The organism is Microbacterium wangchenii, from assembly GCF_004564355.1.
Taxonomy (GTDB): Bacteria; Actinomycetota; Actinomycetes; order Actinomycetales; family Microbacteriaceae; genus Microbacterium; species Microbacterium wangchenii.
The window spans coordinates 2,784,669-2,809,256 of record NZ_CP038266.1; the positions used below are offsets into that span (position 1 = coordinate 2,784,669).

General features: G+C 69.9%; 20 protein-coding genes and 1 tRNA gene. 5 read left to right on the forward strand and 16 right to left on the reverse strand.

Going from position 1 to position 24,588, the window contains the following annotated elements:
* Window positions 1-82 precede the first annotated feature (82 nt).
* The 3 genes from E4K62_RS13495 to E4K62_RS13505 all read left to right on the forward strand — a co-directional run bounded on the left by E4K62_RS13495 (window position 83) and on the right by E4K62_RS13505 (window position 2,539).
* Window positions 83-1,561 carry a hypothetical protein gene (locus E4K62_RS13495; protein WP_135068260.1) on the forward strand — a complete coding sequence of 493 codons (1,479 nt, stop codon included), beginning with the start codon at window positions 83-85 and terminating at the stop codon, window positions 1,559-1,561.
* Window positions 1,562-1,617: 56 nt separating this feature from the next.
* Window positions 1,618-1,694: transfer RNA gene (locus tag E4K62_RS13500), tRNA-Pro, on the forward strand.
* Window positions 1,695-1,768: 74 nt separating this feature from the next.
* Window positions 1,769-2,539 (forward strand): HAD-IIB family hydrolase, encoded by a 771-nt coding sequence (locus E4K62_RS13505; protein WP_135068262.1) that lies wholly within the window; start codon window positions 1,769-1,771, stop codon window positions 2,537-2,539.
* Window positions 2,540-2,615: 76 nt separating this feature from the next.
* Here the strand turns inward: E4K62_RS13505 and E4K62_RS13510 are convergent, their stop codons facing one another.
* Complete coding sequence (locus E4K62_RS13510; RefSeq protein ID WP_135068264.1) at window positions 2,616-3,875, reverse strand: alpha-hydroxy acid oxidase; 1,260 nt, start codon at window positions 3,873-3,875, stop codon at window positions 2,616-2,618.
* A gap of 11 nt (window positions 3,876-3,886) precedes the next feature.
* Window positions 3,887-4,600, reverse strand: coding sequence for a FadR/GntR family transcriptional regulator (locus tag E4K62_RS13515; RefSeq protein ID WP_135068266.1), 714 nt, complete (start codon window positions 4,598-4,600; stop codon window positions 3,887-3,889).
* A 69-nt stretch (window positions 4,601-4,669) separates the two neighbouring features.
* Here E4K62_RS13515 and E4K62_RS13520 point away from each other — a divergent pair, with 69 nt between their 5' ends.
* A complete protein-coding gene (locus tag E4K62_RS13520; RefSeq protein WP_135068268.1) occupies window positions 4,670-5,512 on the forward strand; it encodes a DUF1295 domain-containing protein in 843 nt (280 codons plus the stop codon).
* A 3-nt stretch (window positions 5,513-5,515) separates the two neighbouring features.
* Here the strand turns inward: E4K62_RS13520 and galE are convergent, their stop codons facing one another.
* From galE to E4K62_RS13585, 13 genes are all read right to left on the reverse strand, one after another.
* The gene (gene galE / locus E4K62_RS13525) at window positions 5,516-6,538 is read right to left on the reverse strand and encodes a UDP-glucose 4-epimerase GalE (RefSeq protein WP_135068270.1); all 1,023 of its coding nucleotides are present in this window, start codon (window positions 6,536-6,538) and stop codon (window positions 5,516-5,518) included.
* Between the two features lie 41 nt (window positions 6,539-6,579).
* On the reverse strand, window positions 6,580-7,185 hold the full coding sequence (locus tag E4K62_RS13530; RefSeq protein WP_135068272.1) for a thymidine kinase: 606 nt from the start codon (window positions 7,183-7,185) through the stop codon (window positions 6,580-6,582).
* Between the two features lie 8 nt (window positions 7,186-7,193).
* Window positions 7,194-8,669: a malate:quinone oxidoreductase gene (locus E4K62_RS13535; protein WP_135068274.1), complete on the reverse strand. Its 1,476-nt coding sequence runs from the start codon at window positions 8,667-8,669 to the stop codon at window positions 7,194-7,196.
* Between the two features lie 82 nt (window positions 8,670-8,751).
* Complete coding sequence (locus tag E4K62_RS13540) at window positions 8,752-9,822, reverse strand: aspartate-semialdehyde dehydrogenase (RefSeq protein WP_135068276.1); 1,071 nt, start codon at window positions 9,820-9,822, stop codon at window positions 8,752-8,754.
* Between the two features lie 282 nt (window positions 9,823-10,104).
* Window positions 10,105-11,391, reverse strand: coding sequence for an aspartate kinase (locus tag E4K62_RS13545; protein ID WP_135068278.1), 1,287 nt, complete (start codon window positions 11,389-11,391; stop codon window positions 10,105-10,107).
* A gap of 116 nt (window positions 11,392-11,507) precedes the next feature.
* Window positions 11,508-12,440 carry a DMT family transporter gene (locus tag E4K62_RS13550; RefSeq protein WP_135068280.1) on the reverse strand — a complete coding sequence of 311 codons (933 nt, stop codon included), beginning with the start codon at window positions 12,438-12,440 and terminating at the stop codon, window positions 11,508-11,510.
* Window positions 12,437-13,030, reverse strand: coding sequence for a recombination mediator RecR (gene recR / locus E4K62_RS13555; protein WP_135068282.1), 594 nt, complete (start codon window positions 13,028-13,030; stop codon window positions 12,437-12,439). Before recR ends, E4K62_RS13550 begins: the two co-directional genes overlap by 4 nt.
* The gene (locus E4K62_RS13560; protein WP_135068284.1) at window positions 13,030-15,144 is read right to left on the reverse strand and encodes a DNA polymerase III subunit gamma and tau; all 2,115 of its coding nucleotides are present in this window, start codon (window positions 15,142-15,144) and stop codon (window positions 13,030-13,032) included. Before E4K62_RS13560 ends, recR begins: the two co-directional genes overlap by 1 nt.
* A 107-nt stretch (window positions 15,145-15,251) precedes the next feature.
* Window positions 15,252-16,019, reverse strand: coding sequence for an SDR family NAD(P)-dependent oxidoreductase (locus tag E4K62_RS13565; RefSeq protein ID WP_135068286.1), 768 nt, complete (start codon window positions 16,017-16,019; stop codon window positions 15,252-15,254).
* Between the two features lie 80 nt (window positions 16,020-16,099).
* Window positions 16,100-17,101: a sugar ABC transporter substrate-binding protein gene (locus tag E4K62_RS13570; protein WP_187270405.1), complete on the reverse strand. Its 1,002-nt coding sequence runs from the start codon at window positions 17,099-17,101 to the stop codon at window positions 16,100-16,102.
* 48 nt (window positions 17,102-17,149) lie between these two features.
* Window positions 17,150-18,184 carry an ABC transporter permease gene (locus E4K62_RS13575; RefSeq protein ID WP_187270404.1) on the reverse strand — a complete coding sequence of 345 codons (1,035 nt, stop codon included), beginning with the start codon at window positions 18,182-18,184 and terminating at the stop codon, window positions 17,150-17,152.
* A 1-nt stretch (window position 18,185) separates the two neighbouring features.
* Window positions 18,186-19,685, reverse strand: coding sequence for a sugar ABC transporter ATP-binding protein (locus tag E4K62_RS13580; protein ID WP_135068289.1), 1,500 nt, complete (start codon window positions 19,683-19,685; stop codon window positions 18,186-18,188).
* On the reverse strand, window positions 19,682-20,746 hold the full coding sequence (locus E4K62_RS13585) for an NAD(P)-dependent alcohol dehydrogenase (RefSeq protein ID WP_135068291.1): 1,065 nt from the start codon (window positions 20,744-20,746) through the stop codon (window positions 19,682-19,684). Before E4K62_RS13585 ends, E4K62_RS13580 begins: the two co-directional genes overlap by 4 nt.
* Window positions 20,747-21,047: 301 nt before the next feature.
* Here E4K62_RS13585 and E4K62_RS13590 point away from each other — a divergent pair, with 301 nt between their 5' ends.
* Window positions 21,048-22,013, forward strand: a complete 966-nt coding sequence (locus tag E4K62_RS13590) for a sugar-binding transcriptional regulator (RefSeq protein WP_167747793.1) — start codon at window positions 21,048-21,050, stop codon at window positions 22,011-22,013.
* 12 nt (window positions 22,014-22,025) lie between these two features.
* Here E4K62_RS13590 and E4K62_RS13595 read toward each other — a convergent pair whose 3' ends face one another.
* Complete coding sequence (locus tag E4K62_RS13595) at window positions 22,026-24,569, reverse strand: glycoside hydrolase family 65 protein (RefSeq protein WP_135068295.1); 2,544 nt, start codon at window positions 24,567-24,569, stop codon at window positions 22,026-22,028.
* Window positions 24,570-24,588: the final 19 nt, after the last annotated feature.

Below are 24,588 nucleotides of genomic sequence, written 5' to 3' on the forward strand. Positions count from 1 at the left end.
CACAGGCCCTGCCTGCGGGGCGTACGCGGCGTGGGGCTGCGGGCACGATCGGTGCATTCGATCCGCCGAAGGGGAGCCGTCCATGCCCGCTGTGCCCACCCGCCGCGCCTCGCTGGCGCGCCGCATCATCCTCGCCCTTCTCTTCGGCCTCGCCGTCGCCGGCGCCGTGCTGACGACCGCACCGCCGGCCTCCGCGGCATCCCAGGGCGCGGGATTCGGCACGTGGGCACCCCTGTCAGCGCACGGATGGCACGGATCGATGCTCATCGACGGCGTGCACACCTACTGCATCGTGCCGGGGCTCCCGGCTCCGACCGGTCCGAGCACCGACCACGGAGTCCGCGGCGACGCCGCGGGGCTCTCCCCGCAGCAGCTGGCCGGGATCAACCATCTCGTGACCACCTACGGACAGACCGCCGACCCGGTGCAGGCGGCGAGCGTCGGGTGGGCCGTCAAGGCCATCGCCGACCTCGACACCACCCTGCACTCGTGGGGATACCCCGGCGACTCCCTCGCCGGAGCGGTCGATCACATCTTCTCGCGTCTGGCGCCGGAGCATTCCGCGGACATCCAGCAGAAGGCGGAGGCCTACTACGCCGAAGGCATGGCGGTCACCGTACCGGGTGCCGACGCCGCACTTACCCTCACGACCGACGACGCCGACCCGCGCCGCGGCACGCTCCGGATGGACGGCGGGGCCGGGACGGCGGTGATCCTGGCGCTCGAGAACGCCGTCTTCGCGGAGACCGGCACGGCAGAGCTCGCCCGCACGGTGCCGGGGACCGCCTATGAGATCCGTGCCGTCGCCCCCGACGACGCCGGCGCCCCGTTCACCGTGCGCGCGAGCGCGGCGGTTTCGGCCACGATCGCGCCTGCGGTGCGGTACTTCACCACCGAGGGCCAGCAGCACACGGCGGGGCCGGGAGGATCCGTGCACTACACCGTCACGACCGAGGACGACATTCCCCGCCCCGTCGTGTTCTCCGCCGGAATCACGACGCAGGTGCTGGCGCCGGAGTCGGCCACCGGGCACTTCGTCGACGACGTCACCCTGACGCCGGTCGAGGGAGTGTGGCCGCGCTCGGCCGACGGCGCGTTCGTCCCCGTGCGCGCCACGGCGGTCGTGTACCGGACGGATGCAGCACCGGCCGGACCCGACGTGCCGGCCGATGCCGTGCCGGTCGGCGAACTGGAACTGGTGACGGAGCCGGCGCAGGGTGGCGGCACGTACCGCGTGACCTCGCCGTGGCAGTTGCCGGGGCCGGGGTACTACACGGCCGTGTGGGAGATCGCCGCATCCGCTCAGGAGCCCTCGGTGGCCCCCCATCTCGAACGCGACTACCGCTGGAGCGAAGACTTCGGCGTGCCCAGCCAGGTGCTGCACGTGCCTACGCCGCCGGTGGCTCAGCCCGCACCGGATGACGCCCCACGTGCCCTCGCCGCGACCGGTCTGTGGGACGACGCCGGTGCCCGGGTGGGAGCGGGCGGGTGTGCGGCGCTCCTGGCAGGCGTCGCGATCCTGGTCCACCTCGCCCAGCGGAGACGAGTGGCGGCGCGCTGACGGATGCGGCCGGTTCGGAGCATGCCTCGGTTCGGGGTAGACTCGGGGGGTTGCAACGGGGTGTGGCGCAGCTTGGTAGCGCGCTTCGTTCGGGACGAAGAGGCCGCAGGTTCAAATCCTGTCACCCCGACCACGTAGCATCGAGAAGAAGGCCCCGTCGCCTGACGGGGCCTTCTTCTTGCCTCAGACGTCTCGGACAGGAGCACTGTGCCCGCATCCACGCCCCGCCTCGTCGCCTTCGACCTCGACGACACCCTCGCGCCCTCGAAGAGCCCGATCGATCCGCGCATCGGCGATCTGCTCATCGCGCTGGCCGAACGGGTCGAGGTCGCGATCATCTCCGGCGGTCAGCTCGCGCAGTTCCGCAGTCAGGTCGTCGATCGCCTGCCGGCGGCCTCCGCCGAGACTCTCGGCCGCGTGCACCTGATGCCCACGTGCGGCACGCAGTACTACCGCCTCACCGGCGGTGAGATCGAGACCGTGTACGCCCACTCACTCACCGACGACGAGAAGACGCGCGCCCTGACCGCCGTGGAGGAGGAAGCCCGCCGCCTCGGTCTGTGGGAGTCGGAGACGTGGGGCGACATCCTGGAGGACCGCGGCTCGCAGATCACGTTCTCCGCCCTCGGCCAGCGTGCTCCGCTGGAGGCCAAGACGGCGTGGGACCCGACGGGCGCCAAGAAGAACGCCCTCCGCGAAGCGGTCGCCGCGCGCATCCCCGATCTCGAGGTCCGCTCCGGCGGTTCGACGTCGGTGGACATCACCCACCGCGGCATCGACAAGGCCTACGGCATGACGCAGCTGGCCGAGGTCACCGGCATCCCCCTCGACGACATGCTGTTCATCGGCGACCGGCTCGACCCGGACGGCAACGACTACCCGGTCCTGGCGCTCGGCGTTGCCTGCCACGCGGTCCACGGGTGGCCCGACACCGCCGCGTACCTCGACGCCCTCATCCCCACGCTCCCCGCGCGCTGACGCGCGAAACACCACATTCCGGCCGAGACAACACGCGTCGCGTGGTGTCTCGGCCGGAATGTGGTGTTTCAGGGGTTCAGACGGAGGCTGCGGACGGCGCGGACTGACCGAGGGGCACCAGACGCGCGAGCTGCGTGACGTGACCCGGCTCCAGCTCGGCGAGCGAGGCGACTCCGAGCAGCGCCATCGTGCGCTCGATCTCGCTGCGCAGGATCTGGATGGCGCGGTCCACGCCCGCGCGTCCGCCCGCCATGAGCCCGTACAGGTACGCCCGGCCGATGAGGGTGAACTTCGCGCCGAGGGCGACGGATGCGACGATGTCGGCGCCGTTCATGATGCCCGTGTCGATCATGACCGTGGCGTCCTTGCCCACTTCGCGGACGACCTGCGGCAGGAGGTGGAACGGGATCGGCGCGCGGTCGAGCTGCCGGCCGCCGTGGTTGGAGAGGATGATCCCGTCCACGCCGGCGTCGATCAGGCGCACGCTGTCTTCGACGTTCTGCACGCCCTTGACGACGATCTTCCCCGGCCACATGGAGCGGATGACCTCGAGGTCGTCGAAGCTGATGGTGGGATCCATCGCCGCGTTGAGGAGGTCCCCGACCGTACCGCCGGTGTCGGTGAGGGAGGCGAACTCGAGCTTGGGCGTCGTGAGGAAATCGATCCACCACCACGGACGCGGAATGGCGTTCACGATCGTCCCGAGGGTCAGCTGCGGCGGGATGGAGAACCCGTTGCGCTTGTCGCGCAGGCGCGCGCCGGCGATGGGGGTGTCGACGGTGAACATGAGGGTGTCGAAGCCCGCCTCCCCGGCACGGCGGACGAGGTCGTAGGAGATCTCGCGCTGACGCATGACGTACAGCTGGAACCAGTTGCGCCCGTGCGGGTTGGCCTGGCGCACGCCCTCGATGGAGGTCGTCCCCAGCGTGGAGAGGGTGAACGGGATGCCCGCGGCCGCCGCCGCCGAGGCCCCCGCCGTCTCCCCCTCGGTCTGCATGAGGCGCGTGAACCCGGTGGGCGCGATGCCGAAGGGCAGCGCGCTGGGTCCACCGAGGATCGTGGTGGAGGTGTCGACGTTCTCCGCGGGGCGCAGCACGCTCGGGTGGAACTCGATGTCTTCGAACGCCTGCCGCGCGCGGGCCAGCGACAGCTCGCCCTCGGCGGCGCCGTCGGTGTAGTCGAAGGCGGCTTTGGGTGTACGCCGCTGCGCGATGCGGCGGAGGTCGGCGATCGTGAGCGCACCGTCGAGTCGCCGCTTCTTCCCGTTGAGCTCGGGGGCCTTGAACTTCATCAGCTCGAAGATCTCGACGGGCCGAGGCAGCTGTCGGGTGACCATGGGTTCTCTCCTCAGGAGAGGCGGGCGAGGCCCGCCTCGTCGTAGTACCGGGTGATGTGGGCGTGGATGAGGCTGCGCGCCGTCGCGCCGTCGCCTCCGTCGATGGCCGAGACGATCGCGCGATGCTCCGTCCGGAGCCGCTCTGCGGTGCCGTCCCAGTCGTCCAGCGCGGTGGCACCGGCGAGCACGTACGACTCGATCGCGGTGCGAAGGCCCTCCATCATGGCCGAGGCCACGACGTTGCCTGAGGCCTCGACGAGGGCGAGGTGGAAGCGGGCGTCCAGAGCGAGGAACTCCGCCGGCGAGAGGCCCACGGCATCCATCGCGTCCAGCACCGCGGCGGCGGACGCGGTGTCCCGGTGCGGATCGCCGGCGAGCTCGTCCAGCGCCGCGGCCTCCAGCACGACGCGCGTGCGCACGACGTCGTCGACGGGGAAGCCGTTCGCCGCCACCTGCAGCCGCAGAAGAGCGGACACGCCGCCGCGAGGGGCGGCCACGATCATCGCGCCGGAGGTGGGTCCTGAGCCGGTCGCGGTGCGCAGCAGGCCCAGCACCTCCAGCACGCGCAGGGCTTCCCGCACGCTGGACCGGCCGACTCCCAGCTGCGTCGCCAGTTCCCGCTCGGGTGCCAGCCGGTCGCCGGGTGCCACGCGTCCCGCGCGCAGCTCGGTCTCGATGTGTTCGAGCACGACCTGCCACGCGCGGAGGGCTGAGCGGTCTTCCATGGAACCTCCTGTGGTCCGACCACATTACCGGCCCTGGGGCCGCTGCCACAAGCGCACTAGCCTGGGGCCGTGGATCCGCTCCTGATCGTCGTACTCCTGGCCGCCGTCACCTGCGCGGCGTGCTGGGTGCTGTCCCTCGTCACCAAGGACACCTCGTGGGTCGACCGCATCTGGTCGATCGTCCCGGTCGCGTACGTGTGGATCTTCGCCGTCGCCGCGATCGTCGACGGCCGCGACGCGTCGCGCCTGATCCTGATGGCGCTCGTGGTGACGGCGTGGGGGGCGCGGCTGACCTTCAACTTCGCCCGCAAGGGCGGCTACACCGGCATGGAGGACTACCGCTGGGCGATCCTGCGCTCGCGCATGAGCCCTGCCGTGTTCCAGGTGTTCAATCTGCTGTTCATCGTGCTGTACCAGAACGCGCTGCTGGTGCTCATCTCGCTTCCGGCGTTCATGGCGTGGCAGCATCCGACGCGGTTGACCGCGTGGGATACGGGGCTGGCCATGCTGTTCCTCGCCTTCCTGGTCGACGAGTTCGTCGCCGACCAGCAGCAGTGGGACTTCCATCAGGCCAAGAAGCGGGCGGGCGGCACGTTGGAGCCCGGGTTCGTCACGACGGGCCTCTTCCGCTTCAGCCGGCACCCGAACTTCTTCTTCGAGCAGGCGCAGTGGTGGGTGTTCTACGGCATCGGCGCCGTCGCCGCCCTCTCGGCGGGCCTGGGAATCTGGGGTGGCCTGGTGAACTGGACGATCGTGGGACCGACGCTGCTCACGGTGCTGTTCATCGGCTCGACGATCTTCACGGAGTCGATCAGCGCGTCGAAGTATCCGGCGTACGCCGACTATCAGCGCCGTACGTCGATGCTCGTCCCGCTCCCGCCACGGCGACCTGCCGTGACGCAGCACACCTGAGCGTCAGCGGGCGGTGGCGTACCCGGCGGGGTTGTGGCTCTGCCAGTTCCAGTAGTCGCGGCAGGCGTCGTCGATCGACAGGCGCGTGCGCCAGCCCAGGTCCCGCGCGGCCTTCGAGGGGTCGCAGTAGGTCGCGGCGACATCCCCCGGCCGGCGCGGGAGGACGCGCGCAGGCAGCTCGCGGCCGACGGCCTTCTCGAACGAGGCGATGAGCTCCCGCACGCTCACCGGGGTGCCGGTGCCCAGGTTGTACACGGCGTATCCCGGCTTCGCCTGCTCGAGGGCCACGACGTGACCTTCGGCCAGGTCGACGACGTGGATGTAGTCCCGCAGGCCGGTGCCGTCGGGGGTGTCGTAGTCGTCGCCGAAGATCCCGATCTCCTCCAGCGCCCCGATCGCCACGCGCGAGACGTACGGCATCAGGTTGTTGGGGATCCCTGCCGGATCCTCGCCGATGAGGCCGCTGGGGTGCGCGCCGACCGGGTTGAAGTAGCGCAGCACCGTGACGTTCAGCTCGGGGTTCACGCGCGCCAGGTCGGCGAGGACGACCTCGTTCATGCGCTTGGACTTGCTGTAGGCGTTGGAGAGGTCCACGCTCGTGGTGGCCTCCTCGGTGAAAGGGAGGTCGGCGGGGTCGGAGTACACCGTGCCGGTGCTGGAGAACACGAACGAGCGGATGCCGTGGCGGACACCGACGTCGGCCAGCGCGAACGTCGTGTCGAGGTTGTTGCGGTAATACTCCAGCGGGATCTGCGTCGACTCCCCCACGGCCTTGAACGCGGCCAGGTGGATGATCGCGTCGATCGGGCCGTGCGCGGCGAAGACGCCCTCGACGACCTCGCGGTCGGCCGCATCCCCCACCACCAGAGGCGCGGGCTTGCCGGTGATCTGCGCGACCCGCTCGGCGGCCACCGCGCTCGTGCCCGACAGATCGTCCAGCAGCACGACCTCATGACCGGCATCCAGCAGGGACACGGCGGTGTGCGCGCCGATGTAACCGGCGCCGCCGGCCAGGAGTACTCGCATGATGCCAGCGTATCCGCCCGAAGGCACCGGGTCAGGTGCGCTCAGCGGCCGTCGAGGCGCCCGCCCGATTCCCGCAGGTAGCACACCGCGCACATCGACTCGTACGTCACGACTCCCGTCGTGGTGCCTTCGTCGATGGCGACCTGATCGCCGTCGAAGACGAAGCGGCCGTCCACGAGGCGCGCGTTGAAGATCGCCTTGCGCCCGCATCGGCAGATGGTCTTGAGCTCTTCCAGACTGTGGGCGACCTCCAGGAGCCGCCGGGAGCCAGGGAAGGCCTCGGTGCGGAAGTCGGTGCGGATGCCGTAAGCGATCACGGGGATGTCATCCAGCACGGCCACCCGCAGCAGGTCGTCGATCTGCTCCGGGGTGAGGAACTGCGCCTCGTCCACGAGCAGGCACGCGATCGGACGGTCACCGGCTGCCGCGGCGAAGGCCGCGCGTGCGTCGTCGTGCGGCCCGATCAGGAAATCGACCGTGCGCGCCACGCCGAGCCGGCTCTCGATCCGCTCGGCACCCTTGGTGTCGATCACGGGCTTGGCCAGCAGCACCTGCTGACCGCGCTCCTCGTAGTTGTACGCCGCCTGCAGCAGCCCGGTGGACTTGCCGGAGTTCATCGCGCCGTAGCGGAAGTACAGCTTCGCCATGCGCGGTGCTACGCCGTGAGCGCCAGGACCTGCGCGGTCTCGCCGGTGATCTCGCGCGCCACCTCGGGCCGCGGATTGAGCGTCTCGCCGTAGCTGGGGATGAGCGCCTTCAGCCGTCCCTCCCACTCGGGCATGCGGTCGGGGAAGCAGGTCTTCAGCAGGCCGAGCATGATCGACACGGCCGTGGATGCACCCGGGGATGCGCCGAGCAGGCCGGCGATGGAGCCATCCTCCGCCGTGACGACCTCCGTGCCGAACTGCAGCACGCCGCCCTTCTTCGGGTCGCGCTTCATCACCTGCGCGCGCTGACCGGCGTTCAGCAGCTCCCAGTCCTCATCCTTCGCGGTGGGCACGAACGTGCGGAGGCTGTCGACCTTCTTGGCGTGGTTCTTCAGCAGTTCACCGACGAGATACCGCAGGAGGCTGGGGTTGTCGATGGCGACCTTCAGCATCGGCCAGAGGTTGTGCGCGCGCACCTGGGTGACGATGTCGAGCATCGAGCCGTTCTTGAGGAACTTGGGGCTGAAGGTCGCGAACGGACCGAACAGCAGCGAGGTCTCGCCATCCACGACCCGCGTGTCCAGGTGCGGCACCGACATGGGGGGCGCGCCGACCGACGCCTGCGAGTACACCTTCGCGCGGTGCTGCGCGACGATGGCCGGGTTGGAGGTCTTCAGCCACTGCCCGCCGATGGGGAAGACGCCGTAGCCCTTGATCTCGGGGATGCCCGAGCGCTGCAGGAGCTTCAGCGCCCAGCCGCCCGCGCCGACGAAGACGAACTTCGCGCGGATGCTGCCGGGGGTGCGCCCGACCGTCCCGCGGTAGGTCGCCAGCCACGCGCCATCCTTCTGGCGCTTGAGCTTGCGCACCTCGCAGTTGGTCACGACGTCGACGCCGGAGTCCTTCAGGTGGGCGAAGAGCTGACGCGTGAGCGCGCCGAAGTCGACATCGGTACCGGAGGGCACGCGGGTGGCGGCGAAGGGCTGGTCGCTCTTGAGGCGCTGCTTCATCAGGAGCGGGGCCCACTGGTGGATGACGCGCGAATCCTCGCTGTACTCGATGCCGGCGAACAGCGGCTCCTTCTTGAGCACCTCGTAGCGCTTGCGGAGATACTCGACGTCCTTCTCCCCGCGGACGAAGGTCATGTGCGGCGTGGCGTTGATGAAGGTGGACGGCGCATCCAGCACGCCCTCCTCCACGAGGGTGGACCACAGCTGGCGGCTCTGCTGGAACTGCTCGTTGATGGCGATCGCCTTCGCCGGGTCGAGCTTTCCGTCCGGCCCCTGGGGCATGTAGTTCAGCTCGCACAGCGCCGCGTGGCCGGTGCCGGCGTTGTTCCACGCGTTGGAACTCTCCAGGGCGACGTCGCTGAGACGCTCGCACACCACGATCTTCCAATCGGGCTGGAGATCCTTCAGCAGCGTCCCCAGGGTCGCGCTCATGATCCCGCCGCCGATGAGCAGCACGTCGACGTCTTCAGTCACCCGACAATTCTAGGCGGGCAGGTCCTGCTCTCTCGACATCAAGATATCCGACCGCTCGACGTCGAGAGAAAACCCCCGGTCCTCAGGCTTCGGCGCCCATGCGGGCCGCCACGATCTCGGCGATCTGCACCGCGTTGAGGGCCGCACCCTTGCGCAGGTTGTCGTTGCTGATGAACAGCGCCAGACCCTTGCCCTCGGGCGCCGACTGGTCGGCGCGGATGCGGCCGACATAGCTGGGGTCGGTCCCTGCGGCCTGCAGCGGCGTGGGGACCTCTTCCAGCTTCACCCCGGGCGCCGACGACAGCACTGCGCGGGCGTGCTCGGGCGTGATGTCCCGCGCGAACTCGGCGTTGATGCTGAGGGAGTGGCCCGTGAAGACCGGGACGCGCACGCATGTGCCGGAGACGCGCAGCTCGGGCAGCTCGAGGATCTTCCGGCTCTCGTTGCGGAGCTTCTTCTCCTCGTCGGTCTCGTTCGAGCCGTCGTCGACCAGGTTGCCGGCGAACGGGATGACGTCGAAGGCGATCGGGGCGATGTACTTGTCGGGCTGCGGGAAATCCAGCGCGGAGCCGTCCCGCGCGAGGCGCTCGACGTCGCCCTGCGCGAGGACGCCTTCGACCTGGCCGAGCAGCTCCTGGATGCCGGCCTGACCCGAGCCGCTCACGGCCTGGTACGTGCTGACGATGAGCCGCTCCAGGCCCGCCTCGCCGTGGAGCACCTTGAGCACCGGCATGGCGGCCATCGTGGTGCAGTTCGGGTTGGCGATGATGCCCTTGCGCGCCTCGGAGATCGCGTGCGGGTTCACCTCGCTCACCACCAGCGGCACGTCGGGGTCCATGCGCCACGCGCTGGAGTTGTCGATGACGAGCGCGCCCGCCTCGGCGAAACGAGGGGCGTGCGCCCGCGATCCGGTCGCACCGGCGGAGAAGAGGGCGATGTCGATGCCGCCGAGCTTGGCGGTGGCGACGTCTTCGACGAGAACGGCCTTGCCCTGGAAGACGACGTCGGAGCCGGCCGAGCGAGCGGTGGCGAAGGCGCGCAGCTCGCGCACGGGGAATCCGCGCTCCTCGAGGATGTCGAGCATCGCACCGCCGACCTGGCCGGTGGCGCCCACGACGGCGACGGAGAGTCCTGAATCGGAGATGCGGGTCATGGCGGTACCTCGATGCTGCGGGGCGGGATGCTGCGGGTGGATGCCGCGGAGTCGCGGTGGCCCGATTCTATCGGCGGCGCGCGGGGCCGGTGGCCCCTCGCACCCGGGCATGGCGTCAGGCCGGCGCGAGTCGGCAGAACGGCGAGCCCGCCGCATCCGTCGGGGTCGCCGCCGCACGTTCAGGAGATCCGGCACATCCGGACCCCGCCGGCACCCGTCGCGCGGCGTGTCTCCTGAGTTCTGCGCGACCGAGGCAGCGCGAGCGGCGGAGGGCGCGGGCCGTCAGCGGCCGGTGCCGGCGTAGACCGTCGCCTCGACGTCGCCGTCCAGGCCGTAGGCGGCGTGCACGGCGCGGGCCGCCTCCGCCAGGTCGTCGCCGCGGAGCACGACGGAGATGCGGATCTCCGACGTCGAGATCATCTCGATGTTGATCCCGGTCACGCTCAGCGCCTCGAACAGCGTCGCCGACACACCCGAGTGCGTGCGCATGCCGGCGCCGACGACGGAGAGCTTGCCGATCTGGTCGTCGTGCACGAGGCTCTCGAACCCGACTCCGGCCTGATCCGCAGCCAGCGCGCGCAGGGCGGTCGCGGCATCCGTCTTGGGAAGGGTGAAGGAGATGTCGGTGCGCCCGGTGGCCGCCGCCGAGACGTTCTGCACGATCATGTCGACGTTGGCGCCGGACTTGGCGACGATCTTGAAGATCTCCGCCGCCTTGCCGGGGACGTCGGGTACGCCGATCACGGTGATCTTCGCCTGGCTGAGGTCCGTGGCGACGCCGGCGACGATGGGCTCTTCCATGTGGGCTCCCTGGGGGATGAGGTCGGAGGTGCGCGAGCGGTCGAGCACCCACGTACCCTCGCCCGAGCTGAAGGTGGACCGTGCGTGGATGACGACGCCGTGCCGGCGGGCGTACTCCACGGCGCGGATGTAGAGGACTTTCGCGCCGTTGGCGGCGAGCTCCAGCATCTCCTCGCTGGAGATGCGGTCGAGCTTCCGTGCCCGCGGCACGACGCGGGGATCGGCGGTGAAGATGCCGTCGACGTCGCTGTAGATCTCGCACACGTCGGCGTTCAGCGCTGCGGCGAGGGCGACGGCGGTCGTGTCGGATCCGCCGCGGCCGAGGGTCGTGATGTCGCGCGTGTCGCGGTTGAAGCCCTGGAAGCCGGCGACGATGACGATGGCGCCGTCGTCGAGGGCTTCCCGCAGTCGCACGGGGGTGACGTCGACGATGCGGGCCGCCCCGTGCGTGGCATCCGTGATCATGCCGGCCTGGCTGCCCGTGAACGAGCGCGCCTCGAAGCCCATCGAGTGGATCGCCATCGCCAGGAGGGCCATCGAGATGCGTTCACCGCTGGAGAGCAGCATGTCCAGCTCCCGGGGCGCGGGGATGGGCGCGACCTCCCCCGCCAGCTCGAGCAGCTCGTCGGTGGTGTCACCCATGGCGCTCACGGCCACGACGACCTCGTGGCCGGCGCGACGGGTGTCGACGATGCGCTTGGCGACGCGCTTGATGCTTTCGGCGTCGGCGACCGACGAACCGCCGTATTTCTGGACGATCAGCGCCACGTTGGTACTCCCGGGATGCGTCGCCGGCATGCCTCCGGCGAGAGACGGCGCGGTGCGCGCCCGACGCACCATCTTACGGAGGTGCGGATGCCGCAGCCGACATGCGTCGCGCCGGCTCAGCCGGCCGCCACCGCCGGAGGTTCGCCGGCGCGGCGGCGCACGCGGGTCGTCCCGCCGGTCGCGGCGAGCCAGCATCCCAGGATCACGAGGGGGAAACCGGCCAGCAGCCCCCACGTGAGCGGCTCACCGAGGACGAGGACGCCCAGCGCTATCGCGATGACCGGGTTGACGTAGGTGAACAACGGGGCGCGGGCAGGGCCGACCTCTTTGATGAGCGCGAAGAACGCCAGGAAGGCCACGGCGGTGCACAGGACCGTCAGCGCGACGGCCGAGGCGACGCTGGCGGTGGTGGGGACGGTGTGCTGGGTGAGCAGCGCCGCCGGCAGGTACCCGAGGCCCACGAGCAGCAGCGACAACGTCACGGTGCCCAGCGACGGCACGTGGCGCAGGCGCGTGGCGACGACGAAGGGGGCGATCGAGTAGCAGACGGCCACGAGCAGCACCTCCCCCGTCGCGACCAGGCCGCCCAGGCCGTCGGACTGGCCCAGGCCGGGACCCGCGACGATCACCGCGACGCCGGCGAAGCCGATCGCGAGCCCCACCGCGCGCACGGGGCGGAGCGCGCCGCGGTCTCCGCCGGCGAAGGCGATCAGGGCGGCGAACAGCGGCACTGTCGCCACGAGCAGGCCGGTCAGCCCCGACGACAGCGTCAGCTCGGCGTGGCTGAGCAGCAGGAAGGGCCCCGCCATCTCGAGGAGACCGAAGAGCAGCACCCACGGCCATGCGCGCCACGCCTCGCGGAGCACTCCGCGGCGCAGGGCGAACGGGAGGAGGAGGATGGCCGCGCCCAGCGTGCGGATGCACACGACGGCGGGCGGTGAGAAGGAGTCGACCGCCTGCTTGATGAACAGGTAGGGCATCCCCCACAGCACCGCCATCGCGGCGAACAGCAGCCATCCGCGCGGGGTGAACCGCGCGATCGCGTTCACAGGGTGCGTCGGCCCTCGAATGCGCGGCCGAGGGTCACCTCATCCGCGTATTCGAGGTCGCCGCCGACGGGGAGGCCCGATGCCAGGCGCGTGACGCGGATCTCGAGGGTGTGCAGCAGGCGACTGAGGTAGGTCGCCGTCGCCTCGCCCTCGAGGTTGGGGTTGGTGGCGAGGATGACCTCCTGCACCGTCCCGTCCGCGAGTCGCTGCATGAGCTGCGTGATGCGCAGGTCGTCGGGGCCGACGCCGGCGATGGGGCTGATCGCGCCGCCGAGCACGTGGTAGAGACCGCGGAACTCGCGTGTGCGCTCGATGGCGGCGACGTCCTTGGCGTCTTCGACGACGCAGATGAGGGTCTCGTTGCGGCGCGGATCGCGGCAGATGGAGCAGCGATCCTGCTCGGAGACGTTTCCGCACACCTCGCAGAACCGCACCTTCTCGCGCACTTCGGCGAGCAGCCGGGCCAGGTGCGACACGTCGAAGGACGGCGACTGGAGGATGTGGAACGTGATGCGCTGCGCCGACTTCGGCCCGATGCCCGGCAGGCGGCCGAATTCGTCGATGAGGTCTTGGACGATGCCGTCGTACATCAGGCGAACCTCGTCGGGGCCTGATGCGGCTCTTCACGCACGAACGTCGCGCCGAGCACCTGCCGCACGACCGCCTCGCCGTAGCGCTGCACACCCCCGCGGGCGGGCGTGATCCGCGGTGCCACCACCGGAGGAACGGGAACGTCGCGCGGCGCCTCGGGAGCGGGGATATCTTCCGCGTCGTCGGGCGCGACGGCGCCGCTCTCGCCGTCGGGGAGCACGTCGCCTTCGCGGACGCGGGCCAGCGTGGCGACGGGTCGCGCGGCGGGCGCGGCATCCTCCGGCTCGTCATCGACGGCGAACTGGGCGGCGACGGCAGCGGACAGGGCGCTGGGCGGCGCCGGGGCGTCGGCGGGCGGGGTCGACGGGATGGGCGCGACCGCCCATTCGGTCACCGGGGCCGCGGCGGCAGCCGCCGGCCGTCGCTCGGGTGCGGGCGGCGCCGTCTCCGGGGCGGGTGGGACGCTCTCCGGCGCGGGCGGGGACGGCTCCGGCGCCCCGGGTCCGGTACCGCCTGGGCCGTCGCCGTCGTGCCGGGCGATGAACTTCACCCTGATGCCGAGAACGCCCAGGATCGCCTGCCGGAGGTCTTCGCTCGGGCCGGTGCCGGCGCCGCGCTTCTTGAACGACGCCAGGTCGCTCTGGCTGGCGAAGGAGAGGGTCAGCACGTCGTCGTCAAGGGCGAGGACGCGCGCGCCGGACGCCAGCAGCCACGACGAGCGACTGAGCTCCTCCAGCCGCGCGAGGATCTCGGGCCAGGCGTCACGCATCCGCTGCGCCGTGAACGGCCCGGACGGGGCGGGCGGAGCGAACTCGGGTTCGGGCTCGGTCTCGGGCTCCGGCGGGGCGGGCTCGTTGATGGGCGTTGCGGGCGCCGAGAGTGCATCGTCTCGGCGAACCGGCACCGTATCCGGTGCACTCTCGCCGGGTTGATGCACATTCGCCGGGGGCGCGGGCGCGGCGGGGGCGGGCGGCTCCGAGGAAGCGGGGGCGGCGGTGCGGGCGAGCACCCTCGCGACGAGCAGCTCGAGCTGAAGACGCGGCGAGGTGGCGCCGGTCATCTCATCCAGCGCCGCGACGACGAGGTCGGCGGTGCGCGAGAGGCGGTCGGCGCCGAAGAGCGCAGCCTGGCGCCCCATCCGCTCGAGCTCCTCGGTGGGAACGCCGCGCAGCACCGCAGAGGCGCCCTGTCCGGTCGCGGCGATGACGATGAGGTCGCGCAGGCGCTCGAGGAGGTCGTCGACGAAACGGCGCGGGTCCTGGCCGGTCTGCACGACGCGGTCGACCGCCGCGAAGGCGCCGGCCGGATCGCTCTGGCCGAAGGCCTCCACGACCTCGTCCAGGAGTTCGGCGTGCGTGTAGCCCAGCAGCGCGACGGCCCGCTCGTAGCGCACCGTGACGACTCCCTCGGGGCCGTCCGACACATCGGAGCCGGCGATGAGCTGGTCGAGCAGCGACAGGGTGTCTCGCGGCGATCCGCCGCCCGCGCGCACGACGAGCGGCAGCACTCCGGGCTCGACCTCGACGCCCTCGGTCTGGCACAGCTCCTGCACGTATTCGAGCATCGCGGCAGGCGGCACGAGCCGGAACGGATAGTGGTGGGTGCGCGAGCGGATCGTGCCGAGCACCTTCTCGGGCTCGGTCGTGGCGAAGATGAACTTGACGTGCTCGGGGGGCTCCTCGACGAGCTTGAGCAGGGCGTTGAAGCCCTGCTGCGTCACCATGTGCGCCTCGTCCAGGATGAAGATCTTGAAGCGGTCGCGGGCCGGCGCGAAGATCGCGCGTTCGCGCAGGTCGCGGGCGTCGTCGACGCCGTTGTGGCTGGCCGCGTCGATCTCGACGACGTCGAGCGAGCCGCCGCCGCCGCGTCCGAGCTCGACGCAGCTGTCGCACGTGCCGCACGGGGTGTCGGTGGGGCCGGCGGCGCAGTTGAGGCAGCGCGCCAGGATGCGGGCGGATGTGGTCTTGCCGCACCCGCGCGGGCCGGAGAACAGATACGCGTGCCCGACGCGGTCGCTGCGCAGCGCCGTCATGAGCGGATCGGTCACCTGGGACTGCCCGATCATCTCGCCGAACGCCTCGGGGCGGTAGCGGCGGTACAGAGCGGTCGTCACGCCTCCAGCCTACGGTGTGCCGCCGACATCCCGCCCGCCTCCTCCGCAGACGACGAACCGGCTGCCCCCGCGCGGAGCGGGGACAGCCGGTGGACGTCGGTGAGGAATCAGAACAGCGTGTAGCCGCCGTCGACGACCAGCACCGTGCCGGACATGAAGCTCGCCGCGTCGGAGGCGAGGAACACCATCGCGGGGCCGAGCTCGTCCGGGGTCGCGTACCGCTGCTGCGGGGCATCCTCGATCCACATGCGGCGGAACTGCGGCTCGTCCACGGGCGACATGTCGGTCTTGATGTAGCCGGGCGCGAGGGCGTTCACGCGCACGCCCAGGGGCGCCCACTCGGCCGCGAGCGACTTGGTGAGCTGGTGCACGGCGGCCTTGGAGGCGTTGTAGGCCGGCTGCATCTGCGGGCGGTTGACGATCATGCCCGAGATGGATCCGACGTTGACGATCGAGCCCGATCCGCGCTCCACCATGTGACGCCCGGCGGCCTGCGACATGCGCCACAGGGCCGTGACGTTGGTGTCCATGACGTACGACCACTCGTCGTCGGTCACCTCGAGGGCGGGGCGGTGGATGCAGGCACCCGCGTTGTTCACGAGGATGTCGATGGCGCCGGCGGCGGCGATCGACGCGTCGACGACCTGCTGGGCGCCGCCGGCCTCGGTGAGGTCGCCGAGCACGACGTAGGCCTTCCGGCCGAGCGCCTCGATCTCATCGCGGACCGTTTCGGCGGCGGCCTGATCCCGCCCGTGGACGACGATGTCGGCGCCGGCTTCAGCCAGGGCCGTGGCGAACGCGTGGCCGAGGCCGCGCGTGGCGCCGGTGACCAGGGCGGTGCGGCCCTGGAGGGAGAACTTGTCGATGACGGACACGTCATTCCTTTCGACGGGGTGGGGCGGACGCGCCCGAGCGGGGGACGGCGTGATGCCGGTCCCCCGCTCGGGTGGGTGGATCAGAGCAGGCCGGCCTCGAGGTAGAGGTCGATGTACTCCTGCACGTTCTCCGACGTGATCAGCGGGTTGCCGATGTCGACGTTGATCTCGTCGGCCTCGCCGGTGAGCAGCTCGTGCACCGACTTCATGTTGAGTTCGGCCAGCTCGCGTGCGTTCTGCAGCGTGGAGGCGGTCAGCAGACCCTCCTGGATCAGCAGGGTCGCCTCGGGCGTGCCGTCCACGCCGTAGGCGAGGATGCCCTCGAAGCCCGACTTGCCCTTGAGCGCTTCGAGCGCGCCGGCGGCCATGTTGTCGTTCATCGAGATGATGGCGTCGATCTCGGAGTTGGCCAGCGACCAGTCCTCCATGAGGGTGAGCGCCTCATCCTTGTTCCAGTTCGCGGTGTCCTCGGCGACGATCGTCACGTCGGGGCGCTTGTCGAAGAACTCCTTCTGCCACGCGTCACGACGCGCCGTGCTGTGGAAGTTGCCCGCCGGGCCGGTCAGGACGACGACCTTCGCGTTCTCGGGCACCTGCTCCAGCGCCAGCTGCGCGACGACGGCGCCCTGGTCGTAGGGGTTCGCGTCGACGGAGTCGCCACCGTCGAGACCCTCCACGCGCGGGTTGGTCGTGATGGTCACGATGCCGGCGTCGATGGCCTGCTGGATGTACGGGCTCTGCGCGTCGCCGTTGTTGGGCTGGACGATGATGGCGTCGAACTTGTTGGCGATCGCGTTCTCGATCATCCGGTTCTCGACCTCGTCGTCGGCCTGGCCGTCGAAGACCTCGAGGGTGATGTCGTCGTAGTCCTCGGCGGCGGCCTTCATCTCGTTGGCCAGCCACGCGGCGAACGAGTCGGCCTGCGCGCGGGCGATGTACGCGACGCGGTACTCGTCCTTCTTCTCACGCTCGGTCTCGCCGCCGGAGGCGGGGTTTCCGGTGGACACGGCGCAGCCGCCGAGGCTCAGGGCCACGGCCGCGGCCGCCCCCAGCGCCATGATCTTGCGGGTAAGAGTCGTCATTGTGCTCTCCTTATGTGTTCGGGTTCATTCGGTGACGTGTGATGCGAGTCAGGATGCGGCTGTCCCACCTCCGGCTGGAACTGTTCCTTCCCGCGCGGTGGGCAGCGTGTCGCCCTTCGCGTCGGACTTGAGGATCGTCGTGCGGGCCTTGCCCCGCTTGCTGAAGACGTCGTACGCCACGGCGACGACGATGATGAGGCCCATCACGATCTGCTGCACGTAGGAGCCGATGCCGATGAGGTTCATGATGTTGCCCAGCACGCCGACGATGAGCGCTCCGGCGAGCGTCCCGAAGACGGTGCCGACACCGCCGGAGAAGCTCGTACCACCGATGATGGGTGCCGTGATCGCCTGGAGCTCGTAGCCGATTCCGGCGTTGGGGAGCCCCGCGTTCACGCGCGACATGAAGATGACGCCGGCGATGCCGACGAGGGCGCCGTTGACCAGGAACGCCTGGTACTTCACCTTCTCCACCGCGATGCCCGCCGCCCGTGCGGCCTCCTCGTTACCGCCGACGGCGTACACCGAGCGGCCGTAGCGGGTCTGGTTCATGAGGTACCAGATCACGATCGTGACGATGATGAGGATCAGCACGGGGATCGGCAGCCAGCCGAGGTTTCCCTGACCGATGAGGATGAAGTCGCCCAGCTGCAGGACGTTCTGGCCCTGCGTCAGCTCCAGCACGGCGCCGCGCGCCATCAGCATCATGCCGAGGGTCACGATGAACGCGGGCGTGCGCAGCGTGGCCACGAGGAAGGCGTTGATGAGGTTGCAGATCATGCCGACGGCGATGCCCGCGAGCACACCGAACAGGAGGTTGCCGGTGGACTTGTAGACCATCACCGACGCCACGCCCGCGAAGGCCATGACCGCTCCGGCGGACAGGTCGATCATGCCGCCGATGATCAGCGTCATGGCGCCGTAGGCGAGGATCGTGATGACCGCGACCTGGCGCAGCACGTTGAACACGTTGTCCGTGCTGAGGAAGTTCGGGCTCAGCATGCTCGCCGCTACCAGCACCACCACGAGGATGATGAATATGGAGTAGCGGCTGAGCTCCAGGGATTTCAGCTTTTCCAGCACGTCAGGCCACCTCGATTTCGTTCATGGCGAATTTCAGAATCGTCTCCTGCGAGAACTGCGGGGGCTCCAGCTCCGCCGTCAGGCGCCCGCCCGACATGACGTAGATCCGGTCGCACATGCCGATCAGCTCAGGCAGCTCGGAAGAGATCATGAGGATGCCGCGCCCCTGCCGGGCGAGCTCGGTCATGATCTTGTAGATCTCGTACTTCGCGCCCACGTCGATGCCGCGGGTCGGTTCGTCCAGCAGCAGCACCTTGGGGTCGGCGATGAGCCACCGCGCGAGCAGCACCTTCTGCTGGTTGCCGCCGCTGAGGGACTCGATGCGCGTCTCGGTGCTGGGCGCCTTGACGTTCATCTTGGAGAAGTACTCCTCGACGAGCTTCTCCTCCTTGCGCGGGTGGGCGAAGCCGCCGTGGATCACCTTGCGCAGGCTCGCCAGCGTCGCGTTCTTCTTGATGCTCAGCTTCGGGATGATGCCGACCAGGCGCCGGTCCTCGGAGAGCATCGCGACGCCGTTGGCGATCGCCTTGCGCGGGGTGGACATGTCGGCGGGCTTGCCGTCGACCTCGATCGTCCCGGCATCCAGCGAGTCCAGTCCGAAGATCGCCCTGACCACTTCGCTGCGTCCGGCGCCGATGAGGCCCGCGAGACCCACGATCTCGCCGGCCTTGATCTCCAGATCGATGTTCTCGAACAGGTGACGGCTGGACAGGCCGGAGGCCCGGAAGACCGTGGGGCCGATCTCGATGCGCTCCTTCGGATACGACTGGTGGTCCAGGTCGCGGCCGACCATCTGCGCGATGACCTGTGCCGAGGTGATCTCATCGGCGCGCTGCGAGCTGACGACGGCGCCGTCCCGGAGCACGCTGATGTCGTCGGCCAGCTCGAAGACCTCGTCCATCTTGTGCGAGATGTAGATGATGGATTTGCCCTCGGCGCGCAGTGCGCGGATCTTGGCGAACAGCGACTCGACCTCTTTGTGCGCGATGGCCGAGGTCGGCTCGTCCATGATCAGCACGTCGGCGCTGTGGTAGACGGCCCGCACGATCTCCAGCGTCTGGATCTCCGACACCGTGAGCGTGCTCAGGCGCCGGTTGATGGAGAAGTCGAGACCCTCCGCCTTCAGGATGCGGCGGGCCTCGCGGCGGATGTGGCGCCAGTCGACCTTGCCGAACTTCATCGGCAGGCGTCCGAGGAAGAAGCTCTCCGCGATCGTCATCTCGGGGACGAAGTTGAGCTCCTGCGCGATCATCGCGATCCCCTGCGCGCGCGCCTCGATGGGGTTGCGGATCCGCACCTCCTCGCCGCGCACGCGGATCTCGCCGGTGTCGGGCTGGTAGATGCCGTTGATGATCTTCATGAGGGTCGACTTGCCGGCACCGTTCTCCCCGCACAGCGCGTGGACGGTGCCCGGACGCACCTCGAAGGAGACGTCGTCGAGGGCCTTCACACCGGGGAACGACTTGGAGACGCCCCGGACCGAGAGCAGGGTGTCGCTCATGCCTCACCCCGCGCCGCCGCCACGGGATCCGCGACCCGCGCGACGCCGGGACGCACGATGCGCTTGAGGCTGTCCAGCGCGCCGTCTCCGGTGAGCGCCTCTTCGACCTGCTCGAGCCCGAAGACGTGGGTCACGAGCGAATCCAGGTCGACCTGGCCCGACTCCACGAGCGTGCGTGCGATGGGCCACGTCCCGGTGTAGCGGAAGATGCCGGTGACGTTGATCTCGCGCATCGCGACGTCGGGCACCGAGAAGGGGATCTCGTCCGCGCTCCCGACGAGGACGACGGTGCCGCCGGGGCGCGTGGCCCGGATTCCGGCCCGGATCGCCGGGGCCGCTCCGGATGCGTCGATGAAGACGTGGGCGTCCAGGCCGTCCAGGGACTCCGCCGCCGGGTCGACCACACGCGTCACTCCGTACTGCTGCGCGAGCTCGCGACGGGAGGGGTTGATGTCGGAGACGATGACCTCGCTCGCCCCGAACGCGCGCGCCACCTGCGCGGCGATGATGCCGATCGGGCCACCGCCGGCGATGAGGACGCGGTCGCCGACCTTGACGCCGCCCTTCTGGGCGGCGGCGATCCCGACCGACAGCGGCTCCATGAGCGCCGCGGCGTTGTCGCTGATCGAGTCGGGGATGTCGAAGGCGAAGTCGGCCTGGATGGTGACGTACTCGCAGAACGCACCGTCGATGGGCGGCGTCGCGAAGAACTCCATCTTCGGGCACAGGTTGTACTGGCCCGCCTTGCAGAACTCGCACACGCGGCAGGGCCGCTGCGGCTCGACGGCGACGCGGCGGCCGATGCGGGCGGGGTCGACGTCGTCGCCCACCGCCACGATGCGTCCGCTCAGCTCGTGTCCGAGGATGATCGGTGCCTCCACGACGAAGTCGCCGATGCGGCCGTGCTGGTAGTAGTGCACGTCCGATCCGCACACGCCGACGGCGGCGACCTGGACGAGCACCTCGTCGGGGGCGACCGCCGGAACGGGACGCTGCTCGACCGCGATCGACTGGACCTCGGTCAGGACGCTGGCGTTCATGGTTCGGGGGATCTCGGTCATGTTCGCTCCGATTTCATTGGGACTGTCGTGAGGGGCTGTGTCGAGTGGGCTCGGCGGCGTCAGCGCGTACGGCGCCCGAAGGCGGCGCCTGTCGAGCCGGCGAGGGGCTCAGGCGGGAGCGGGGGACCGGCGGGCGAAGGAGGGGAAGGTGACGTCATCGTCGCTCACGGGCGTACTCCTTTGGTGCGGGTCTTGACGCGCTCGGCCTGATCGTGCTCATATGAGCAGTGCCAGTTCAATCTTGAGCGGCTGTCTTCAGCGATCATACCCATCGAGGTCACATATGCAAGAACAGCGCCCCTTGCGCGCTCAAACGAGCGCCGGCGAGAACACCGTCGCTGATCGCGCGCTCCTCGGGATGGTCGCGCGGCTCTACTACCTCGAAGATCTTCCCCGTGTCGACATCGCCGAGCGCCTCGGGATCTCGCGGTTCAAAGTCGCCCGCCTCCTCACCCGCGCGCGCGAAGAGGGGGTGGTCACGATCGCCGTGCACGACCACGGACTGCCCGACCCTCTGCTCAGCGAGGAACTGCGCGCAGCACTGGACCTGCGGGAGTGCCACGTGGTGCGTTCGCACGGCACGCGGGACAACGTGCGCCAGCAGCTGGGCGCCACGGCGGCGGAGGTGCTCAGCGCGACACTGTCGGACGGCGAGGTCCTGGGGCTGACGTGGGGTCGCTCTCTCACCGCGACGACGTCGCAGCTGAGCGCGCTGCCGCGGGTCACCGTTGTCCAGCTCACCGGCTTCGTCAGCGGCGAGATGGGAGCCTCCCCCGTCGAGCTGGTCCGCGAGGCGTCCCAGCGCGCCGGCGGCGCGGTGTACCCGATCTTCTCGCCCCTGTTCGTCAAGGACGCCGAGACCGCCGACAACCTCAAACAGCATCCCGACATCCAGAAGGCGCTGCGCCTGTTCCCCCAGGTCACCACCGCGGTGGTCTCGGTGGGCAGCTGGAACCCGCCGGTCACCCAGGTGCGCGAAGTGCTGGCACCCGACGACGTCGCCCACGCCACCGCGCGGGGATGCGTCGCCGACGTGGCCGGCATCCTCGTCCGCGAGGACGGCTCCCTCGTCGACCCGGAGTTCCAGCGTCGCACCGTCTCGATCTCGCACGAGGAGCTGCACGCCGTCCCCCGCGTCATGGCCGTGGCCGGAGGCGAGGAGAAGGCCGAGGCGATCCGTGCCATCGCCAAGGCCGGCCTCATGACGAGCCTCGTGACCGACCACGCCCTCGCCGAAGCCGCCCTGGCCGCGATCCGCGACGAGTGAGTCCGCTGCAGCTCAGTCGTCGACGGCGCCGAGCGTCGCGCCGGCCTGCGCCTCCGCATCCTCGATGACGGGGATGGAAGTGGTGACGGTGGGCACGGACGCCGACAGCAGGGTCCCGTCCTCCCGGCGGGCATCGGCGAACTGACGCAGCGACGGCTTGCCGGGGATGACCGGCCCCTGACCGCGCAGCGGGACCTCGGCTCGGCCGCCCCCGTGGACGGTGTATCCGACCCCGCGCACCGAGAACTGCACCGGGTCGCCCTCCCCCGCCTCGATCGTGAGCAGGTCGCGGGTCAGCGTCACGTCCAGCCGCGTGCCGTGCCAGTGCAGCACGTACGACAGCGACGGCCACTCGGCCGGCAGCCTCGGGTCGAACGTGAGTTCGCCGAGGTGGTCGCGCATGCCGCCGAAACCGGCCACCAGCGCCGTCCACACCCCGCCGGCGGAGGCGACGTGCACGCCGTCGGCGGCGTTGTGGTGCAGGTCGCCGAGGTCGACGAACAGGGCGTCGCGGAAGTACTCCAGGGCGAGGTTCTGATAGCCCACCTCGGCCGCCAGGATCGACTGCACGACGGCCGACAGCGTCGAGTCGCCCGTGGTCAGCGGGTCGTAGTACTCGAAGTCGGCGAGCTTCTCGTCGGCGGTGAAGTTGTCGCCCTGCAGGAACAGCGCCAGCACGACGTCGGCCTGCTTGAGCACCTGGTAGCGGTAGATCACCAGCGGGTGGAAGTGCAGCAGCAGCGGTCGCTGATCCGGCGGCGTGTGCTCGAGATCCCAGATCTCCCGCTCGAGGAACACCGCATCCTGGGGGTGGATGCCGAGGGCTTCGCTGTAGGGGATGTGCATCGCCTCGGCGGCGCGCTCCCACATCTCCGGCTCGGAGGGGTCGAGGTTCATCCGGTCGACCATGCGGAGGTAGGCGTCGTGATCGGCCTCCTGCATCTCGCGCACCGTGTGGGCGGCGAATCGGAGGTTGAAGCGCGCCATGACGTTGGTGAACAGGTTGTCGTTGACCACCGTGGTGTATTCGTCGGGTCCGGTCACACCGTGGATGTGGAAGGTCTCGTTCTCCCCGTCGATCACCCCGTCGCTCGAGCGCCAGAACCCCAGGGTCGCCCACAGCCGCGCGGTGTCCACGGCGATGTCGACGCCTTCGGAATCGAGGAAGTCGACGTCGCCGGTGGCGCGCACGTACTTGGCCACGGCGTAGCTGACGTCGGCGTTGATGTGGTACTGCGCGGTGCCTGCCGCGTAGTACGCCGACGCCTCCTCGCCGTTGATGGTGCGCCACGGGAACAGCGCGCCCGCCTCGTTGAGCTGATGCGCGCGCTTGCGGGCGGCCGGCAGCATCAGGTACCGCATCCGCAGCGCGTTGCGTGCCCACAGCGGCGTCGTGTACGCCAGGAACGGCAGCACGTAGATCTCGGTGTCCCAGAAGTAGTGGCCCGAGTACCCCGAACCGGTCACGCCCTTGGCGGGAACGCCCTGCCCGTCGGCGCGGGCGGCGGCCTGAGCGAGCTGGAAGAGGCACCAGCGGGTCGCCTGCTGCAGGTCGGGGTGGCCCTCGATGCGCACGTCGGAGCGCTCCCAGAATGCGTCCAGCCACGTGCGCTGACGTGCGAACAGCTCCTCCACGCCCAGCGCCTCGGCGCGGTCGAGGCCGCGGCGGCACCGGTCGATGAGTTCTCCGGCGGGGACGCCGCGGGACGTGTGGTAGCTGACGATCTTCGTCAGCGTGGTCGGCACGCCCGCCTTCGCCTGCACACGGAACACGTTCTTGGCGATGTCGGGTTCGATGAGGCGGCGGGCCGAGTACTCGTTGTCGGTGTCGACGAGATGGTCGGCGATGACCGCGAGGGTCATCCCCGACTCGCTCACGCGGTAGCTCAGCGCCGAGCGCTCCTCGTCCTGCCAGTAGTCCTGCGGTTGCAGAACCCGCTCCTGCAGCTTGTCCGGCTGGCGCGGATCGAACCCGGCGCGGTTCTTCCGCACGCCCATCGGCGAGCCGCCGTAGATCCCCTCGCCGTCCTGGCGGTTGATCAGCTGCGAGCTGATGGTGACGGGGGCGTCGTCGTTGATGACGGTGACCGTGAGCCGCATGACGGCGAGGTGCTTCTCCTCGAACGACACCATCCGTTCGTCCTCGATCTCCACCTGCTTGCCCGACGGCGTGACCCACAGCAGGCGCCGGCGCAGCACGCCCTCGCGCATGTCGAGAACGCGTTCGTACTCGCGGACGTCGGCCACGTCGAAGGAGAGCGGCTCATCGTCGACGTAGACGCGCATGACCTTCGCATCCGGCGCGTTGATGATGGTCTGCCCCACCTCGGCGAACCCGTACGCCCGCTCGGCGTGACGGATCGGGAAGATCTCGTGGAAGCCGTTGATGAAGGTGCCCTGCTCCTGTGCGAAGCGCCCCTCGGGGTAGTTCCCACGCAGACCGAGGTAGCCGTTGCCGACGGAGAAGAGCGTCTCGGTCACCCCGGCGTCGTCGAGCGAGCCCTCTGTTTCGATGAGCCGCCACTCGTCGACGGGGAATCGACCGCGATCGATCATGTGCTGCCTTCCTGGCGAA

Bases quoted from the DNA above. Each gene is read 5' to 3' on its own strand.
- E4K62_RS13495 (WP_135068260.1), top strand. From the start codon at position 83: ATGCCCGCTGTGCCCACCCGCCGCGCCTCGCTGGCGCGCCGCATCATC.
- E4K62_RS13510 (WP_135068264.1), bottom strand. From the start codon at position 3,875: ATGGTCACCCGACAGCTGCCTCGGCCCGTCGAGATCTTCGAGCTGATG.
- E4K62_RS13515 (WP_135068266.1), bottom strand. From the start codon at position 4,600: ATGGAAGACCGCTCAGCCCTCCGCGCGTGGCAGGTCGTGCTCGAACAC.
- galE (WP_135068270.1), bottom strand. From the start codon at position 6,538: ATGCGAGTACTCCTGGCCGGCGGCGCCGGTTACATCGGCGCGCACACC.
- E4K62_RS13530 (WP_135068272.1), bottom strand. From the start codon at position 7,185: ATGGCGAAGCTGTACTTCCGCTACGGCGCGATGAACTCCGGCAAGTCC.
- E4K62_RS13540 (WP_135068276.1), bottom strand. From the start codon at position 9,822: ATGACCCGCATCTCCGATTCAGGACTCTCCGTCGCCGTCGTGGGCGCC.
- recR (WP_135068282.1), bottom strand. From the start codon at position 13,030: ATGTACGACGGCATCGTCCAAGACCTCATCGACGAATTCGGCCGCCTG.
- E4K62_RS13570 (WP_187270405.1), bottom strand. From the start codon at position 17,101: ATGACGACTCTTACCCGCAAGATCATGGCGCTGGGGGCGGCCGCGGCC.
- E4K62_RS13580 (WP_135068289.1), bottom strand. From the start codon at position 19,685: ATGAGCGACACCCTGCTCTCGGTCCGGGGCGTCTCCAAGTCGTTCCCC.
- E4K62_RS13585 (WP_135068291.1), bottom strand. From the start codon at position 20,746: ATGACCGAGATCCCCCGAACCATGAACGCCAGCGTCCTGACCGAGGTC.
- E4K62_RS13595 (WP_135068295.1), bottom strand. From the start codon at position 24,569: ATGATCGATCGCGGTCGATTCCCCGTCGACGAGTGGCGGCTCATCGAA.